Origin of the sequence: Mucilaginibacter sp. UR6-1, from assembly GCF_020880975.1 — a bacterium.
In the GTDB taxonomy this organism is placed as follows: domain Bacteria; phylum Bacteroidota; class Bacteroidia; order Sphingobacteriales; family Sphingobacteriaceae; genus Mucilaginibacter.
Map to the genome: position 1 here is coordinate 50370 of NZ_JAJIWP010000001.1, position 12672 is coordinate 63041.

General features: G+C 42.5%; 16 protein-coding genes. 9 read left to right on the forward strand and 7 right to left on the reverse strand.

Going from position 1 to position 12672, the window contains the following annotated elements:
- Window positions 1–29: 29 nt before the first annotated feature.
- From LJ707_RS00220 to LJ707_RS00230, 3 genes are read right to left on the reverse strand one after another with little or no spacing between them, the layout of a single operon-like run.
- A complete protein-coding gene (locus LJ707_RS00220; RefSeq protein WP_228948707.1) occupies window positions 30–167 on the reverse strand; it encodes a hypothetical protein in 138 nt (45 codons plus the stop codon).
- A 42-nt stretch (window positions 168–209) separates the two neighbouring features.
- The gene (locus tag LJ707_RS00225; RefSeq protein WP_228948708.1) at window positions 210–353 is read right to left on the reverse strand and encodes a hypothetical protein; all 144 of its coding nucleotides are present in this window, start codon (window positions 351–353) and stop codon (window positions 210–212) included.
- Between the two features lie 34 nt (window positions 354–387).
- Window positions 388–540, reverse strand: a complete 153-nt coding sequence (locus LJ707_RS00230) for a hypothetical protein (RefSeq protein ID WP_228948709.1) — start codon at window positions 538–540, stop codon at window positions 388–390.
- A 305-nt stretch (window positions 541–845) separates the two neighbouring features.
- Between LJ707_RS00230 and LJ707_RS00235 the strand changes: the two genes are divergently transcribed.
- Window positions 846–2285, forward strand: a complete 1440-nt coding sequence (locus LJ707_RS00235) for a tetratricopeptide repeat protein (protein ID WP_228948710.1) — start codon at window positions 846–848, stop codon at window positions 2283–2285.
- Here LJ707_RS00235 and LJ707_RS00240 read toward each other — a convergent pair.
- From LJ707_RS00240 to LJ707_RS00250, 3 genes are all read right to left on the reverse strand, one after another.
- Complete coding sequence (locus tag LJ707_RS00240; protein ID WP_228948711.1) at window positions 2282–2566, reverse strand: hypothetical protein; 285 nt, start codon at window positions 2564–2566, stop codon at window positions 2282–2284. The genes LJ707_RS00235 and LJ707_RS00240 overlap by 4 nt on opposite strands.
- A gap of 206 nt (window positions 2567–2772) precedes the next feature.
- The gene (locus LJ707_RS00245) at window positions 2773–3123 is read right to left on the reverse strand and encodes a helix-turn-helix domain-containing protein (protein WP_228948712.1); all 351 of its coding nucleotides are present in this window, start codon (window positions 3121–3123) and stop codon (window positions 2773–2775) included.
- 180 nt (window positions 3124–3303) lie between these two features.
- On the reverse strand, window positions 3304–5571 hold the full coding sequence (locus tag LJ707_RS00250; protein WP_228948713.1) for an ATP-dependent helicase: 2268 nt from the start codon (window positions 5569–5571) through the stop codon (window positions 3304–3306).
- 202 nt (window positions 5572–5773) lie between these two features.
- Here LJ707_RS00250 and LJ707_RS00255 point away from each other — a divergent pair, with 202 nt between their 5' ends.
- The 3 genes from LJ707_RS00255 to LJ707_RS00265 are packed head-to-tail and all read left to right on the forward strand — an operon-like array spanning window position 5774 to window position 9378.
- Entirely contained in the window at window positions 5774–6184 is a 411-nt protein-coding gene (locus LJ707_RS00255; RefSeq protein ID WP_228948714.1) for a cytochrome c maturation protein CcmE, read from the forward strand.
- Between the two features lie 21 nt (window positions 6185–6205).
- Window positions 6206–8653, forward strand: a complete 2448-nt coding sequence (gene ccsA, locus LJ707_RS00260) for a cytochrome c biogenesis protein CcsA (RefSeq protein WP_228948715.1) — start codon at window positions 6206–6208, stop codon at window positions 8651–8653.
- Window positions 8653–9378 (forward strand): phytanoyl-CoA dioxygenase family protein, encoded by a 726-nt coding sequence (locus LJ707_RS00265; protein ID WP_228948716.1) that lies wholly within the window; start codon window positions 8653–8655, stop codon window positions 9376–9378. The genes ccsA and LJ707_RS00265 overlap by 1 nt, the downstream gene beginning before the upstream one ends.
- On the opposite strand, the gene LJ707_RS00270 is transcribed toward LJ707_RS00265, so the two are convergent.
- Window positions 9371–10030 (reverse strand): hypothetical protein, encoded by a 660-nt coding sequence (locus tag LJ707_RS00270; protein WP_228948717.1) that lies wholly within the window; start codon window positions 10028–10030, stop codon window positions 9371–9373. The genes LJ707_RS00265 and LJ707_RS00270 overlap by 8 nt on opposite strands.
- Before the next feature lie 58 nt (window positions 10031–10088).
- Between LJ707_RS00270 and LJ707_RS00275 the strand changes: the two genes are divergently transcribed.
- The 5 genes from LJ707_RS00275 to LJ707_RS00295 all read left to right on the forward strand — a co-directional run bounded on the left by LJ707_RS00275 (window position 10089) and on the right by LJ707_RS00295 (window position 12670).
- Entirely contained in the window at window positions 10089–10859 is a 771-nt protein-coding gene (locus LJ707_RS00275) for a Rossmann-like and DUF2520 domain-containing protein (RefSeq protein ID WP_228948718.1), read from the forward strand.
- 31 nt (window positions 10860–10890) lie between these two features.
- Window positions 10891–11223, forward strand: coding sequence for a 2Fe-2S iron-sulfur cluster-binding protein (locus LJ707_RS00280; RefSeq protein WP_228948719.1), 333 nt, complete (start codon window positions 10891–10893; stop codon window positions 11221–11223).
- 23 nt (window positions 11224–11246) lie between these two features.
- Window positions 11247–11489: a Fe-S cluster assembly protein IscX gene (gene iscX / locus LJ707_RS00285; protein ID WP_228948720.1), complete on the forward strand. Its 243-nt coding sequence runs from the start codon at window positions 11247–11249 to the stop codon at window positions 11487–11489.
- A gap of 11 nt (window positions 11490–11500) precedes the next feature.
- On the forward strand, window positions 11501–12022 hold the full coding sequence (locus LJ707_RS00290) for an HAD family hydrolase (RefSeq protein ID WP_228948721.1): 522 nt from the start codon (window positions 11501–11503) through the stop codon (window positions 12020–12022).
- Window positions 12023–12094: 72 nt separating this feature from the next.
- Window positions 12095–12670, forward strand: coding sequence for a nucleoside triphosphate pyrophosphatase (locus LJ707_RS00295; RefSeq protein ID WP_228948722.1), 576 nt, complete (start codon window positions 12095–12097; stop codon window positions 12668–12670).
- Window positions 12671–12672: the final 2 nt, after the last annotated feature.

Genomic DNA, 12672 nt, shown 5'->3' on the forward strand with positions numbered 1-12672 from the left:
TAATATTTTTTATATATAATTATATTATTTTAGTCGGCAGTACTTATGTCGTTCTTAAAGCCCATCAACACATGCAGCGGCGCTTGCGGCTTGGCTTCGTGCTCTTTTTTGCATGATGCCAGTGTGCCCGTAATAACTACCAGTGCTGCTAAGAAAATCTTTTTCATGTTGTAGGTAATAATATTTGTATTTTATTGTAATTCAGATAATTAATCGGCTACGCTGATATCTTTTTTAAAGCCTGATAGGGTTTTTACCGGTGCTTCGATCCGCAATTTACCTTCCTTTTTACATGAGGTTAGGATGCCTGAACCGGTTACTGCTACGGCAATTATTATTATGATCTTTTTCATTTCCGTTAATTATTGAAAGTGGTATAAATAAATATTAGTCGGCAACGCTGATGTCTTTTTTAAAGCCGGTTATTTTAATGCTCGGCGCTTCAATGCGGTTATCAGCAGGTGTAATGTTAGAATTGGCATTTAAAGAAAATGAACCAATAACTAATAAAATTGCGACAAAAAATACTAAAATTTTCATATAATTTATTATTTAATCTATAGTTAATACAATATTCAAGAGTATATTATTCCATTTTTCCTGTTCAGAATAAATGAACAACTTGCTTTCCTCGCGGTCCTGTTTCAATTTAACAATCCGCTGGTATGGCTACTTATTTTCCTGAATATTATTTTATCATATAATGTGTTGTTAGTCAATTATTTAACAGTAGCAAATATACCTATGTTTCGGCAATGCTAAAGAATTTTAAAAAAAAGTTTTCAACATGGCTTTTATTGCTATTTTTATAACTTGCGGCAACAATGCCCGCATTACAAAGTTTAATGAATAAATACCTTTTTCTGCTACTCCTGTTTATTCTTGGCTTTAACGTTTACGCATACCCTGCTTCAAATGTTATGCTGCAGGATACCAATGAGGTTATCAAGTTCAATAAACAAGGGTATGATAGCCGCCTTACTGATCCGGAGCAAACACTGGCCAATGCCAACCGGGCGCTTGATCTGTCAAAAAAACTTAATTATGTACGTGGGATAGGTGAATCATACCGTGTGCTTGGCATCGGGTACTATTATCTTAACGAAGCAGAGAAATCCATTGATAATTACTTAAAGGCGCTTGAGTTTTTCAGAAAAATAAATGATCTGCAAAGCGAGGCTAAGGTTTACAACAACATAGGTAACTTATTTAGGGATAACGATTATGACCAATCATTAAACTATCTCAATAAATCATTAGTTATCGCGCTCAAATTGCAGGATAGAGAGCTGATAGCATCCTTGTACCTCAATATAGGCAACATTAAATACCGCCAAAAAAGCTTTAACCAGGCGCTTGATTATTATAACCGCAGCAGTGTGCTCTTTTCAGAGTTAAAGGATTCAGTAAATATCATCAAGTGTATTCAAAATAAAGGCGTTATATATTTCTATCTTAATGATTATAATAAATCAGAAAAGCTTTTACTACAGGCTAATCAGGCTGCCAAACGGCATGATCTGAACCAAACGGTTGCCAGTATAAACCTTACCCTGGCATCATTATATATAGCTAAAGATAAGTTTGCCGAGGCTGTTAATATAGTTGAGGAAGGCAAAACTTATTCAAACATTATTAAAGATCAAAAGCTTATTTATGATTACGAGTACACTAACTACCAGTTAGAGTATAAGCGCAAGAATTATGAAAAGGCCTTACGCTATTTGCAGGACATTTACCGTCAGGACAGTACCCTGCACAAATCAAACGAGTCTACCAAGATCACGCTGATACAAAAGCAGTTTGAACAGGCCGAAACCGAACGTAAAACAGCGCTGTTGCTGCAGCGGCAGGCTTATGATAAACAGCGCTTTTTTGGGGTGTTAATTGTGGCTATTTTGCTGTTGGCTGTGGTGGGGCTATTAATTGGCAATGTTAAGCGAAAAGCCAAAACCAATGCACAGCTTACTGATCTTAACGCTGAGGTGTCAAAACAAAAGGATAACCTTGACAGGATCAACCACCACCTTGAAGAGATCATTGATGAGCGTACTAAGGATTTGCAGGTAAAAAACCGTAAACTGTCTGAATATTCATCATACCTTTCGCACCAGATACGGGGGCCTATTGCTACCCTGAAGGGTTTGATGAACCTTGAAAAGGAAGGACTGGTTGATCAGAATGAATGTATCAGGATGATGGACAAGTGTGTATCAGATATCGACTCTAAAATTATCGAAATGAGCGATATGCTGCACAACCCGGCAAAGGATGTACAGGATTAAGGCCAGTTTGGGTAGATACGCGCCTCAAATAAACCAAGATAACTGCAATACCATGATATCATTTGCAGTATAAGCAGCTCACGGTGTTTTTTATAGCCTTTGGTTTCAAACGCCAGTACTTCATCATTGGCCGTTACAAAAAAACGCATCTCGCCTTTGCTCGGTTTAAACTTTGATTTTAAAACATCGTGTACCCTAACCTTTAATTTACTTATGGGGTCGTGTATCACGCCATTGGCAACCGTTTCGTTATTAGCTATTGATATCAGGTAGTTTGACATAGTTTAATACTCTTAATGATCGATGATCAAACAACAACATTCAAACCAAAGTGGCATTTTGGAGGAATTTTGCAGTGCTTCAGCTTGTTGACAATAGCTTTAAGTTTAAACTTTCGCGTATGGTGATTTATTTAATTTTTGATTAATAATAAAAATGCCCTGTTTTATTGCAAAACAGGGCATTTTGTAGACATTTATAAACAATATCAGGCTTTAGCACGTAATTCTTCGTAAAGTAATATAACCTTACGTTGTAAGGTAGCTATTTCATTTTCACGTTCAAGTAGCTTTTTCTGAGCCACACTAAGGTTTGATGGTTCCGGCTCGGCCTCCTCAATATCATTGGCAAGCAGGTACACAACGGCAACCTCAAAAATGTTAGCGATCTGTTCAAGGCGCGAAAGATTAATGTCAGTAACGCCGGTTTCGATCTTTGAAAAAGCAGGAATAGATATGCCTAAGCGGTTTGCTACGTCCTCCTGGCTCCAGCCACGTTGATGACGTAAGATTCGGATATTTTTACCGATCGATTTGTTGGTTCTCTTTTTTTCGCTCATACCTAATATATCTCAATAGTTTAAAGGGGAAAGGGTTATTTAACTATTATAGTGTTCCAAACACAATGCCATTTTAAAAAACACGCACAGTTTAATTAAAATGCAATTATGTTCTTAAACTTTATTCCCCAATTGTAGAGAATATTCTACAAATATGGGAAATATGAGATATATTTTTTCTCAATTTAAAACGTGCAGTTTTGCGAATTTTAGTAAAAGCTGCTTTTGCCCGACCTCTTTAAAGAATATTGTAGCTTTAATGTCGGGTTTATTGCCTTCTAAACTGATCACTTTACCAAAGCCAAACCGTTCGTGCTCTACCTCCATGCCAACTTGCAGTTTTGATGTATCTGATGGTTTAAAACCGGGTGATGGCACGTGGGCTTTAGCTAATACCGATGTGGTTTTAACCGGTGCCGACGCAGGCTTTGGTTTTGAGAATGCATCGCTGCGGCCCCAGGCCGCACGCTCATTGTTAAATGATCCGGCTGATGGTGCCGGTTTGGCTGTAAAATCAAGCTCAAGGTATTTGGCATCTATTTCATCCAAAAAGCGGCTTGGCTCGCAGTTTATCAGCGTGCCGAATTTAAAGCGCGAAGTAGCATAGCTAATGGTCAGTTTGTGCTCGGCACGGGTTATGGCCACGTAAAACAGGCGGCGCTCCTCTTCCAGATCGCTGCGTGAGTTGAGCGACATTTGCGATGGGAACAGGTTTTCCTCCAAACCTACCACATGCACGTTCGGAAATTCAAGCCCCTTTGATGAGTGGATGGTCATGAGTGATACCGTGTCCGCATTCTTGTTCTTGTCATTATCATCATTGGTAAGCAGGGCCACATCCTGCATAAATACGTCGAGCCCGCGCTCTTCAATATCTTCACGTTCCTGGAATTCCTTTATACCATTGAGTAGCTCCTGTATGTTTTCGTAACGGTTAAGGCCCTCAACAGATTTATCTTCGTACAGATCTTTCAACACGCCCGAATGCTGCGCTATATGCAATGCAGCATCATAAGCCAACTGGTTTTTTGCGATCACCTGGAAGCTTTGTATCATGGTAGCAAAGTTGGGCAGCGATGCCGGGCTTTTGTCGATATATTTTGCAGGGGCCAGGATCACTTCCCACGGCGTGATCTGGTGCTGATCGGCCGCTAAAATGATCTTATCAACCGTAGTATCGCCAATGCCGCGTTTAGGGTAATTGATCACCCGTTTCAGTGCCTCCTCGTCGTTCGGGTTAAAGGTTAGCCTGAAATAAGCTATCAGGTCCTTTATCTCTTTACGCTGATAGAAGGACAGGCCACCATATATTTTATAAGGAATATTCAGTTTGCGCAAACCCTCCTCCATGGAGCGCGATTGCGCGTTGGTGCGGTAAAGTATGGCAAAATCATTCCATTTTAGACCATTGGTGGTGCGGCGCTGCATAATTTCTTCGGCAATGATTTTGCCTTCCTCGTTATCGCTAAAGGCACGAATCACCTTTATTTTATCCCCTGTTTCTTTTTCAGAGAATACGTTCTTTTTTAGCTGCTCCTTATTGTTGGCAATGATGCTATTGGCAACGTTTACTATGTTTTGTGTAGAGCGATAGTTTTGTTCCAGCTTAAATACTTTCAGGTCAGGATAATCCTTCTCAAAGTTGAGGATGTTTTGGATGTTGGCACCGCGAAACGCGTAGATACTTTGCGCATCATCACCCACCACACACAGGTTCTCGGTAACGGCGGCCAGCTTTTTCACTATAAGGTATTGCGAAAAGTTAGTATCCTGATACTCATCCACCATCAGGTATTTAAATTTGTGCTGGTATTTGTTCAGCACATCAGGGTGGTCGCGCAGCAACTCGTTGGTTTTGAAAAGCAGGTCATCAAAATCCATTGCCCCCGCGCGGAAACATCTTTTAGCATAATTTTCATACACCTTGCCCAGGTGGCCACGGCCGCTGCTAAAGTCATCAGCTTGTATCTGCGTGTTCTGCTGGTAATCCATCCACGATACCAGGTTGTTTTTGGCTGCCGATATACGGTTGTATACAAAGTTGGCATTATACAGCTTATCGTCAAGGTTCATCTCCTTCAGGATGGCTCTTAATACGCTCTTGCTATCGTCGGTATCGTAAATGGTAAAGTTATTAGGGTAGCCAATTTTATCAGCCTCGACACGTAAAATTTTAGCGAAAACCGAGTGGAAGGTACCCATCCATATATTTTTGGCATCAGCACCTACAAGGTTATTGATACGCTCGCGCATCTCCTTGGCGGCCTTGTTGGTAAAGGTTAATACCAATATGTTAAAAGCGTCAACACCTTTATTAATAAGGTGCGCCACCCTAAAGGTAATTACCCTGGTTTTGCCCGATCCGGCACCTGCAATTATCATTACCGGGCCTTCGGTCTGTTCAACCGCGGCACGCTGTTCCCTGTTTAATCCCGCTAAATAATCCAATGCTATCCCTCTTTATTTATCAGGGCGAAATTAGGGTTTTAGGCCGAAAGCTGAAAGCTGTTTACCGCAAGGGTTTTGCACATATACCTGTAGGTTGATTTTATTGATAATGATTCTAAATAGCATATATCCCTTACAATAAACATTATTAGCTGCCCGTTTCGTATTTTTGTAACCTCGAATTACAAAGTGTAAACCGCAAATGAAAAAAAGTTCAATTTTCGGAATAATCATTATAGCCATCGCAATTGCAGTGGTTATCAGTACTTATTCAAATTCAAGCACATATGGTACCTTTACTGAGGCTACCGAAACACAGGCCGAACTGCACGTGGTTGGCCATCTTAATAAAGGCAAGGAGTTGTATTACGATGCCACCAAGGATGCAAATTATTTTTCGTTTTACATGAAGGATAAGGATGGCAAGGAATGCAAGGTGGTTTTCACCGGCACTAAGCCGCAGGATTTTGAGCGCTCAGAGCAGTTGGTGCTTACCGGCAAAATGCAGGGCGGCGAGTTTCATGCTTCAAAAATATTGATGAAGTGCCCGTCAAAATACAATGATAATAAACTGAATGTGGCCGAGGCTACACCTAAAACCGCTAACCTATAATATTTTTGACCCTTTAGTTTAATGGATATTGCTTTTAAGAATGAACATTTATTTGTTGGCGATTTAGGACGTTTATTTGTTGCACTGGCATTTGGCGGTGCGCTCATATCATTTATAAGTTACTTTTTTGCAACCCGCGAAGAAAGTTTAAATAAGGATACATCATGGCATAAAATGGCGCGTATTGGCTTCTGGCTAAACTCGCTTGCTATTATTGGCATGGGTGCCTGCCTGTTTGTAATTCTGTATAACCACTATTTTGAATACCACTACGCATGGTCATACACCTCGCGGTCGTTACCGGTATATTATATTATATCAGGCTTTTGGAACGGGCAGGAGGGCGGCTTTTTGCTTTGGATGTTTTGGCAGGCGGTATTAGGTAATATCCTGATACGCAAAGCCGGTTCATGGGAAAAACCTGTAATGACGGTGGTTGCCCTATCGCAAGCCATACTGGGTACCATGGTGCTGGGTATTGATCTGTTCGGGGCACGCATCGGCAGTTCGCCATTTTTATTATTACGTAACGCTATGGAGGGGCCGATATTCTCGAACCCTGACTACCTGTCGTTTATAAAAGATGGCCGCGGCATGAACCCCACGCTGCAAAACTACTGGATGGTGATCCACCCGCCGACATTGTTTTTGGGCTTTGCATCGGTAGTGGTGCCATTTGCTTACGCGATTGCCGGTTTGTGGCAAAAACGTTATAAGGACTGGGTTAAACCGGCCTTATCCTATGGTTTATTTTCTGCCATGATATTAGGTACGGGTATTATCATGGGCGCTTTTTGGGCGTATGAGTCGCTTAACTTTGGTGGCTTTTGGGCCTGGGACCCGGTGGAGAATGCCTCGGTATTCCCGTGGTTAACCCTGGTAGCTGCCTTGCACGTCATGATCGTGTTTAAAAACACAGGGCATTCCTACTTTACCGCTACATTTTTAGTGATGATCAGCTTTGTGCTGGTTTGGTATTCATCCTTCCTGGCACGCAGCGGTATACTGGGCGAATCATCCGTACACTCATTTACCGATTTGGGTATGTTTTGGCACCTGGTGCTGGGCATCCTGATATTTTTGGTACTGTCGGTTTACTTTTTGGCGGTACGCTGGAAAGAACTGCCGATCACCAAAAAGGATGAAGATACTTACTCGCGTGAGTTCTGGATGTTTGTAGGCGCGGTGTTTTTGGCGCTGGCTTGTTTCCAGTTAATCATCTTTACCTCAAAACCTGTTTGGAATGCCATGTTTGGCACCAATATGGGGCCTTCAGAGGTAAAAGAGTATAATATTATACAGGCATCGTTCGCGGTAGTGATTATGCTGCTTACCGGCTTTACCCAATTCCTGAAATATAAAAAGACCGACTCGGGCCGTTTCTTTATAACCACGGTGGTTTATTTAGTGTTTGCCGGTGCAGTAACGGCCTTACTGGCTTATATAACTGGTGCTTATAAGCTGCATTGGATATATGTAGTGGTAATTCTTACCTCTATTTACAGCGTAGTTGCAAACAGCAAAATATTGATTGATGCGTTTAAAGGCAAATATAAACTGGCCGGTTCGGCAGTGGCGCATATTGGCTTCGGGTTGATGCTGATTGGTGCGGTTATATCAGCCGGTACAAGTAAAGTAGTATCTGAAAACAATACCGGCGAGCAATACAGCGCTGAGTTTGCCAAGGAAGAAAACCCGCGCGAAAACGTGTTGCTGTACAAAAATGAGCCTATTGAAATGAATGGCTACTCGGTTACCTTTTTGGGCGATACCCTTGAAGGCGCGCAGCACTTGTTTAATATATTGTACGAACGTAAGGATGCAACCGGCAAACTGACCGAAAAATTTGTACTTCGCCCCAATGTGATACAATCTCAGGATGGTATGTCGTCATCACCGGATACCAAACACTATCCGCTGTACGATCTGTACACCCACGTAACCATGACCAATGTTTTGGCCGAGAAAAAGGAAGATGAAAAGGCCGGGCATGACGAAGCGGACGAAGACAAGAACTACGATGCCCCAATGGCGCACGAGGTTGGCGTGGGCGATACTATTCGTTACCGCGATGGTTTGATTGTATTTAAGGGTGTGAATAAGCAGGCTAAGCTGCAAAATATTCCGCTTACTGAAAAGGATGTGGCCGTAGGCGCGCAGTTGGAGGTAATTACCCATGGCCGTACACTAAGTGCCGAGCCGATTTATATGATCAAAAACGGCAGCGCGTTTGATTTTCCGAAAAAGCTGGAAGATGCAGGCCTGAAGCTGCGTATTAGCAAAATACTGCCGGAGAAGCAAAAGTTCGAGATCACCGTATACCAGCAGCCCGAAAGCAAAAAGAAATTTATTGTTTTGAAGGCCATCCAGTTCCCATACATAAACTTTTTATGGGCGGGTGTAATTATCATGGTGATCGGTTTCCTGATGTCTATCTTCCGCAGAAACAAGGAGCTTAAAACGGTATAATGTTTTTTGAGGCTGACAAGCACAAGCATAATTTAAGGCAGGATGGTTTTACCATGCTGCCTTTGGTTTTTACAGCCGGTGAGATAAAGTCAATTGAACAATGTATTGCCAGTGCGGATAATTCGGGCGTAAACTTTCGTAAAACGGCTGATCTGTTTGCTATACGTCGCTTTTTCAATGAAGTGCCTGATGCGTTGCCCTTGATAATGAACGACAGGCTGAAAGCTATAATTAAGCAACTTTTTGGAGGTGATTATTTTATTGTCAAAAGTATTTACTTTGATAAGCCCGGCAACTCCAACTGGTTTGTAGCCTATCATCAGGATTTGACCATTGCCGTGGCAGAAAAGCACCCGACCGACGGCTATACCAACTGGACAGTTAAACAGGGGCAATATGCAGTGCAACCACCACTTGAGGTGCTCGAAAATATCTACACCGTACGCATTCATCTCGATGATACCGACGCTGATAACGGCGCGCTGAAAGTAGTAGCAGCATCGCACAACAAAGGCATCTATCGTCCCGAAAATATTGATTGGCAAAACGAACGCGAACATATTTGCGAAGTACCCGCAGGCGGAGTAATGATTATGCAACCGCTTTTGCTGCATGCCTCAAACCGGACGGTAAACAACAACAACCGGAGGGTAATTCATATTGAGTTCAGCAATTTGGATTTGCCGGGAGAATTGCAATGGGCTGAGCAGCTAAAAGTTATTTAGTGATAGTGCCTGTTTTAAATCCCAATCCAGCAAAATACCTTCTTAATATTTCATATTTCTGAGTGCAATATGTGCCCGTGCCAAATTTCTCAGACTGAGATCTGCCATTCTTGCATTCAAAGCATATTTCCAAATAATCAAATACCTTTCCTTTCTTATCAATAAATACTAAGGCATTTCTTGGGTTAAAACACGAATATCCTAAAAAAGCATAATCGTGTTTCACTTTCGTGCGGTAGTTATAAAATATAGAAGTCAGGGAGTCGATTTGAGATCGGGTTAATACTTTTTCTTCTCTAAGGGTAGTATGGTCAAGTATACCGTTTTTAACAAATAGTCCCGTATGTATGTCCGCATACTTTGCGTTAGTATCAATATCAGTGCTATCTATTACAATAGGTAAATTGACAGGTATTTCATATGATACAGCTAATATTTTTGTAGCTTTTGAGTATGGATAGAATTTACGCCTTTGTGCTACTGAGTATTTGTTGGTGAACCGACAATCATCGTAATATTTTTTACTTTCGGGCAAAGAATATCTTACGGTTGGATACTTATAGTTCTTTCGAGCCTTTTTAGCTTTAGTTTGCCCTGCCGCGAAACAAATAGGTAGCAATGCCAGGATTACGATGATAAGCAGGTTCTTCATGCTTTAAATATCTAATTAAAATATCATCCTGCCAAACCAAAACCCTTAGCTTTGCGCTATGCGTATCACCATCATCGGGTCGGGTAATGTGGCCACACACATGGCCGCGGCTTTTAAAAATGCAGGCCATCGTATTGTGCAGGTTTACAGCCCCACCATGCAAAATGCCGCCATGCTGGCCTACCATGTAGGGGCGGAGGCTATCGATCAACTGGCAGGCATCAACCCCGAAACCGATATATTTATCATCGCCGTTAAGGATGATGCTATTATGGACGTAGCCAAACTATTAGCTCCCTATAACAAACTTACAGTGCATACCTCGGGCGCTACCAGTATTTCGGCGTTGGAGATATTTACGGCTAATTGCGGCGTACTCTACCCGCTGCAAACCTTTAACAAGATACGGGAGCTCAACTTTTTAAATGTGCCGCTATGTATTGAGGGGGCTGATGATGAGATCACCAAGCAACTACAGCAGCTTGCCCAAACCATCAGCAACAAGGTGTATAAGGTAAGCTCGGATCAGCGGAAGATATTGCACCTGGCGGCGGTATTTGCCTGCAATTTTCCAAACTATTTATATCATGTGGCCGAGCAGTTGCTCAACCAAAACCAGTTGGATTTTAACATCATCCGTCCGCTGATTGATGAAACGGCGCAAAAGGTGCAACACACCTCACCGGCAAAGGTACAAACCGGCCCGGCCGTACGCGGCGACGAAAAAACCATGCGGGCGCATCTGGCGTTGTTGAATAATAGTGCTGACTTACAGGCTATTTACCAACTGCTAAGTCAGGCCATTATCAAAATGGATAAATCAGAATAACTACACCGCTAATTTTGTTACTTTTGCCCAAATGAATGTTTTTAAAGTAAAGATAAACTTTGAGGAGAAGGATCACCAGACGGTTGAACTCCCCATAGCTGAAGGCGAATCGGTGCTGGATGTTTGTCTTGAGAACGGTATTGAACTGCAGCATAACTGCGGCGGCGTTTGCGGGTGCAGCACCTGCCATATTTATGTGAATAAAGGCATGGATAACATCCAGGAAATATCAGACAAGGAAGAGGATTTTATTGACCGTGCGGTAAACCCGCGCATCAACTCACGCCTGGGCTGCCAATGCGTTATTATTGACGGCGATATTGAAGTTACCCTGCCCGATCAATCACAATTTTTAGGACACTAAACAAGTACCCCACTTATACCGACATGACACAAGATAAATTTGCGTTGCCTATCCACTGGAACGAGTACGAAGACATTGCCATGGGACTTTACGAAAAGTTTGGCGATGAATTTACCGAGGCTAAAATTTACCGTATCCGGTTTACCGACCTGCTGGAATGGGTTTTAACCATACCAAACTTTGCCGGTACACGCGAAGAGGCTAACGAAGGTCACCTGGAGCAGATACAATCGGCCTGGGTTTACGAGTGGCGCGATAACCAATAACAGCACCCTGCATGGAATCGTTTTTAACCAAGCTTAAAGATATTACCACCTTTATTTTTGACGTTGACGGTGTATTGACCAATGGCTCTGTATTTGTTGCCGATAACGGAGAGCAAACCCGTGCTTTTAACATTAAGGATGGTTATGCCCTGCAATTAGCGGTTAAATTGGGTTATAACGTGTGCGCAATATCGGGCAGTCGTTCAAAAAGCATTATCCACCGCCTTAACAGCCTGGGTATTACCGATGTTTATATAGGTGCCCGTAACAAGGATGAGCGCTTTAAGCTGTACCTTGAAGAAAAACGCATAAAAGCCACCAACGTTGTTTATGTTGGCGACGATATACCTGACCTTACTGTGATTCAGTTGGCCGGTTTACGCATTTGCCCTGCCGATGCCGTTGAAGAGATAAAGGCCGTGTGCGATTACGTTTCGCCGGTACCCGGCGGCAAAGGCTGCGCGCGCGACATCATCGAAAAAGTGCTGAAAGTACAAGGCAAATGGATGAACGCCGAAGCGTATAGCTGGTAGGGTGGAGGCTTATGGTTCATGGATCATAGTTCATGGCCATTAAATTCTACTATGAACCATGAACTATCAACTATGAACTCAATAAAATTCCCTCCTGTAATCCTGGCTTCAAAATCACCACGCAGGCAGCAGTTGTTGCAACTGATGGATGTAGATTTTCGTGTGGTGTTAAAAGAGGTGGATGAAAGCTACCCCGAAGGCTTAACGCCAGAGGAAGTTGCCTTATATATAGCTACCCAAAAAGCCGAGGCGTTTGACGAGGACGTTACCGATGAGGTAGTACTTACTGCCGATACCATTGTAACGCTTGATGGTGAGATACTGGGCAAACCCGAATCAGCAGAACATGCCGTACAAATGCTGAAAAAGCTATCAGGCAGGGTACACAGGGTGGTAACCGGGGTTTGTTTATTTTATAAGGGCGAGTATAATAAATTCTATGATGTAAGCGAGGTTTTCTTCCGTAAGCTGACTGATGCTGAGATACAGAGTTATGTTAATGAATACCAGCCGCTTGATAAGGCCGGATCATACGGTATTCAGGAACGTATAGGCCTGATCGGCATCGAACGAATCAATGGCTCATACACCAATGTGGTTGGCCTGCCTACCGAAAAGGTTTACCAGCAGTTGTTACGATTGGTTTAAAC

What these genes read in the sequence shown, in the direction of transcription:
- LJ707_RS00270 (WP_228948717.1), bottom strand. Translation starts at nt 10,030, where the DNA reads ATGAAGAACCTGCTTATCATCGTAATCCTGGCATTGCTACCTATTTGT.
- iscX (WP_228948720.1), top strand. Translation starts at nt 11,247, where the DNA reads ATGACACAAGATAAATTTGCGTTGCCTATCCACTGGAACGAGTACGAA.
- LJ707_RS00230 (WP_228948709.1), bottom strand. Translation starts at nt 540, where the DNA reads ATGAAAATTTTAGTATTTTTTGTCGCAATTTTATTAGTTATTGGTTCA.
- LJ707_RS00220 (WP_228948707.1), bottom strand. Translation starts at nt 167, where the DNA reads ATGAAAAAGATTTTCTTAGCAGCACTGGTAGTTATTACGGGCACACTG.
- LJ707_RS00280 (WP_228948719.1), top strand. Translation starts at nt 10,891, where the DNA reads ATGAATGTTTTTAAAGTAAAGATAAACTTTGAGGAGAAGGATCACCAG.
- LJ707_RS00290 (WP_228948721.1), top strand. Translation starts at nt 11,501, where the DNA reads ATGGAATCGTTTTTAACCAAGCTTAAAGATATTACCACCTTTATTTTT.
- LJ707_RS00235 (WP_228948710.1), top strand. Translation starts at nt 846, where the DNA reads ATGAATAAATACCTTTTTCTGCTACTCCTGTTTATTCTTGGCTTTAAC.
- LJ707_RS00275 (WP_228948718.1), top strand. Translation starts at nt 10,089, where the DNA reads ATGCGTATCACCATCATCGGGTCGGGTAATGTGGCCACACACATGGCC.
- LJ707_RS00225 (WP_228948708.1), bottom strand. Translation starts at nt 353, where the DNA reads ATGAAAAAGATCATAATAATAATTGCCGTAGCAGTAACCGGTTCAGGC.
- LJ707_RS00245 (WP_228948712.1), bottom strand. Translation starts at nt 3,123, where the DNA reads ATGAGCGAAAAAAAGAGAACCAACAAATCGATCGGTAAAAATATCCGA.
- LJ707_RS00240 (WP_228948711.1), bottom strand. Translation starts at nt 2,566, where the DNA reads ATGTCAAACTACCTGATATCAATAGCTAATAACGAAACGGTTGCCAAT.
- LJ707_RS00255 (WP_228948714.1), top strand. Translation starts at nt 5,774, where the DNA reads ATGAAAAAAAGTTCAATTTTCGGAATAATCATTATAGCCATCGCAATT.
- LJ707_RS00295 (WP_228948722.1), top strand. Translation starts at nt 12,095, where the DNA reads ATGAACTCAATAAAATTCCCTCCTGTAATCCTGGCTTCAAAATCACCA.
- LJ707_RS00265 (WP_228948716.1), top strand. Translation starts at nt 8,653, where the DNA reads ATGTTTTTTGAGGCTGACAAGCACAAGCATAATTTAAGGCAGGATGGT.
- ccsA (WP_228948715.1), top strand. Translation starts at nt 6,206, where the DNA reads ATGGATATTGCTTTTAAGAATGAACATTTATTTGTTGGCGATTTAGGA.